Genomic DNA, 3,731 nt, shown 5'->3' on the forward strand with positions numbered 1-3,731 from the left:
CCGAGCCGCTCCGCGGCCCACCTTCCCCCGAAATGGGGGAAGGAATGCGCTGGCCAGACTCATCCGCGCACCCGCATCAGGGCCTCGTCCAGCGGAACGGAGACCTTCTCGCCGGTGGCGCGGCGCTTCAGCTCGACCACGCCGTCGGCGAGGCCCTTGGGCCCGATGGTCAGCTGCCAGGGGATGCCGATCAGGTCGGCGGTGGCGAACTTGCCGCCCGGGCGTTCGTCGGTGTCGTCGTAGAGGACGTCCTTGCCGAGGGCCTCCAGCTTGGCCACGGCCTCCTCGCAGGCGGCGGAGACGGCCTCGTCACTGGCGCGCAGGTTGATGACCACGACGTCGAACGGCGCCACGGAGTCGGGCCAGATGATGCCGCTTTCGTCGTGGCTGGCCTCGATGATGGCGCCCAGCAGGCGCGACACGCCGACGCCGTAGCTGCCCATGTGGACGTCCGTGTCCTTGCCGTCGGGCCCGGCGACCTTCGCCTTCATCGGGGCGGAGTACTTCGTGCCGAAATAGAAGATGTGACCGACCTCGATGCCGCGCGCGGTCAGGCGGTCGCCCTCGGCGGTCTCGCTTTCGAAGCGGGCGGCGTCGTGCATTTCCTCGGTGGCGGCGTACATCGAGATCCGCTCGTCGACGATGGCCTGCAGGTCGTCCCAGTCAACGCCCGTGCCCGGCGCCGGCATCTCGACCAGCTTGCGGTCGCAGAAGACCTGGCTTTCGCCCGTGTCGGCAAGGACGATGAACTCGTGGCTGAGGTCGCCGCCGATCGGGCCGGTGTCGGCGCGCATCGGCACGGCCTTCAGCCCCATGCGGGCGAATGTGTTCAGATAGGCCACGAACATGCGGTTATAGGCCTTGCGGGCCGAGGCCTCGTCGATGTCGAAGGAATAGGCGTCCTTCATCAGGAATTCGCGGCCGCGCATGACGCCGAAGCGCGGACGGCGCTCGTCGCGGAATTTCCACTGGATGTGGAAGAGGTTCAGGGGCAGCGCCTTGTACGACCGTGTCGCCGCGCTCGAAGCGCATCTCGTGGCGTTTGCCGTTGCNTAGGCCACGAACATGCGGTTATAGGCCTTGCGGGCCGAGGCCTCGTCGATGTCGAACGAATAGGCGTCCTTCATCAGGAATTCGCGGCCGCGCATGACGCCGAAGCGCGGACGGCGCTCGTCGCGGAATTTCCACTGGATGTGGAAGAGGTTCAGGGGCAGCGCCTTGTAGCTCTTCACGAAGCCGCGGAAGATGTCGGTGATCATCTCCTCGTTGGTGGGCCCGTACAGCAGTTCGCGTTCGTGCCGGTCGGTGATGCGCAGCATCTCTGGGCCGTAGGCGTCGTAGCGGCCGCTCTCGCGCCACAGGTCGGCCAGCTGGAGGGTGGGCATCAGCAGTTCGACGGCCCCTGCCCGCTCCTGCTCCTCGCGCACGATCTGCTCGATCCGGTTCAGCACCCGCAGGCCCAGCGGCAGCCAGGCGTAGATGCCGGCGGCCTCCTGTTTGATCATCCCGGCCCGCAGCATCAGCTGGTGCGAGACGATCTGGGCGTCCGAAGGCGCCTCCTTGAGCGTGGGCAGGAAATAGCGCGACAGGCGCATGGGCAGAATCCGGGGACAGAGGTGAAGCACCGCTTTAGCCGTTCGGACGGGGCGAAAGCTAGGCGGTCGTCACAAACGCGCGGGATCGCTCAGGGATGCGGCAGGCCGATGCCGTATCGCGCGGCCAGATAGGGGATGATGGCCTGGTCCTGCAGGAAGCGTTTTCCGGTCGTTTCACTGGTCCGGGCCTCGGGCCAGTCGAAGGTTTCGTCGAGGACCAGGATCGGGCAACTCTGGTGCGCCTCGCCGACCAGTTCGACGACCGGCAGGCGCGGTCGCGGGTGGTCGAGGCGCGTGATGTCGAGTTGCGTCTTCAGGTCGGGATAGAAGGCCAGCACGCCTTCGAGGACCGCGCCGGCGGGGCAATACCACGGCCCGCCCTGTTCGTCGGTCCAGCCGGGATTGAGAAGGAAAAGGCGGTCGGTCATGGCGGCGTCACGAAGCCGGCGGAGCCAGGTCCGGCAGCGGCATCCAGCCGATGTAGACCAGGACCATCACCAGCGCCCAGACGAGGGCCGCGACCCAGGTGGTGGTGAGGAATTTGCGCTTCAGGTCCGGCTTCACGGGCGCGCCCCACTGGGCGCCGTCGGTCGGCGGCTCATGCGTTTCCCTCGACGTGCCCAGCGGCAGGACGGCGAACAGCACCGTCCACCAGCAGACGAGGTAGATGGCGAGCATGGTGATCGGGCCGATCGGCATCAGTGGGCTCCGTGCTGGTTAGAGCTCGAGGGCGTTTCCATCAGTTCGACCAGAACCCCGCCCATGTCCTTCGGATGGACGAAGATGATCGGCGTGCCGTGGGCGCCGATGCGCGGCTCGCCCGTGCCGAGGATGGTCGCGCCCCTGGCCCGCAGGGCGTCGCGCGCGGCGAGGATGTCCGCGACCTCGAAACAGACGTGGTGCTGGCCGCCCTTCGGGTTCCTGGCCAGGAAGCCGTGGATCGGGCTGTCGTCGCCCAGCGGCTCGATCAGCTCGATCTGGCTGTTGGGCAGGTCGATGAAACAGACGCGCACGCCCTGGGCCGGCAGGTCGAACGGCGCATGCGCCTTCGTGGCCCCGAGCATGTCGCGGTACAGGGCGACGCTGGCCTCGATGGAGGGCGTGGCGACGCCGACGTGGTTGAGTCTACCGATCATCCGGCTGGTTTAGCCGGTGTGGGCCGAGCGGAGAAGGCGTCGTGATTGTCGCGTGCCGGCGCGATCCGCCGCCTGCGCCGCAAACCGGGCGTTTGAGCGCCCGCACCTCCGTCAGGGGCGGGTGCGTCCCATTTCGACGCGGAGCCGCCACCGGCGCTCGTTTTCGGCGCTTTTCTCGAGGGCCTGCTCGGGACTGGCGGCGGTGTCGTAGGGGCGCTTTTCCTCGCACACGGCGCGAATGAATTCGTAGGGCGGACTGAATTCGGGCGGGGGCGGACCCCATGGCTCGACCGCCTCTCCGGGTCCCGGGACCCCGCGCAGATTGGTCGTTCCGCAATGTAGCTGGCTGACATAGCGGACGTGCCCGACGACGGCGCCATCGGGCCCGTACTCCATGGGCGTCAGAGCCTCGATCTGCACGATCGGGCCGTCTTCGGAGACCACATGGACGGGCCTTCGGTACCACATGTCGGACCCGCGCTGCGCCCCGGGCATGGGCAGGGTCCAGCGGACCATGGCCCAGGGCTCGGCGGCCGCGCTCACAGCCGGATCCTGGGGGCTTCCGAGCAGCAAGAGAAGCAGAACTGGCGACAAGGGACCCTCCGGCAAAGCAGGAAGCCTACCGCAAAGCGGGCCAATAGCCAGATCGGCGCCGGGCCAACAAAAAGGGCCGGCGATCGCTCGCCGGCCCCTTCGTCGATCGGTTGTGCGCCGGCCTTACTGGCCGCCGGTCATCTGCGCGACTTCGGTGGCGAAGTCCGGGCCCTCGACCTTCTCGACGCCTTCGCCGAGGGCGAGGCGGACGAAGCCGGCCAGGTGCAGACCGGGCGCGCCCAGTTCCTTGCCCGCGTCGGCGACCAGCTGTTCGATGGTCACGTCGGGGTTCATGACGAACGGCTGCTTGATCAGCACCACGTCCTTCTGGAACTTGTTGATCTGGCCTTCCACGATCTTGGCGATCATGGCTTCCGGCTTGCCTTCTTCCTTGGCCTTTTCGGTC

Annotated in this window: 5 protein-coding genes and 2 pseudogenes; all 7 read right to left on the reverse strand. The window is 67.6% G+C overall.

Annotated elements, in window-relative coordinates:
- Positions 1–59: 59 nt before the first annotated feature.
- Positions 60–1,052, reverse strand: a 993-nt coding sequence (locus tag ASD25_RS29960; protein WP_156389494.1) for a proline--tRNA ligase, incomplete at its 5' end; no start/stop codon positions are given.
- Position 1,053: 1 nt separating this feature from the next.
- Positions 1,054–1,595, reverse strand: a pseudogene (locus ASD25_RS29965) (aminoacyl--tRNA ligase-related protein); the annotation flags it as partial.
- 89 nt (positions 1,596–1,684) lie between these two features.
- Positions 1,685–2,023 carry a DUF3088 family protein gene (locus tag ASD25_RS27580; RefSeq protein ID WP_055830415.1) on the reverse strand — a complete coding sequence of 113 codons (339 nt, stop codon included), beginning with the start codon at positions 2,021–2,023 and terminating at the stop codon, positions 1,685–1,687.
- Between the two features lie 7 nt (positions 2,024–2,030).
- Positions 2,031–2,294: a DUF1467 family protein gene (locus ASD25_RS27585; RefSeq protein WP_055830413.1), complete on the reverse strand. Its 264-nt coding sequence runs from the start codon at positions 2,292–2,294 to the stop codon at positions 2,031–2,033.
- On the reverse strand, positions 2,294–2,731 hold the full coding sequence (gene mce, locus ASD25_RS27590; protein ID WP_055830410.1) for a methylmalonyl-CoA epimerase: 438 nt from the start codon (positions 2,729–2,731) through the stop codon (positions 2,294–2,296). Before mce ends, ASD25_RS27585 begins: the two co-directional genes overlap by 1 nt.
- 111 nt (positions 2,732–2,842) lie before the next feature.
- Entirely contained in the window at positions 2,843–3,274 is a 432-nt protein-coding gene (locus ASD25_RS27595) for a hypothetical protein (RefSeq protein ID WP_055830408.1), read from the reverse strand.
- Positions 3,275–3,448: 174 nt separating this feature from the next.
- Positions 3,449–3,731: pseudogene (locus ASD25_RS32615) on the reverse strand (elongation factor Ts); the annotation flags it as partial.

The organism is Brevundimonas sp. Root1423 (assembly GCF_001426805.1).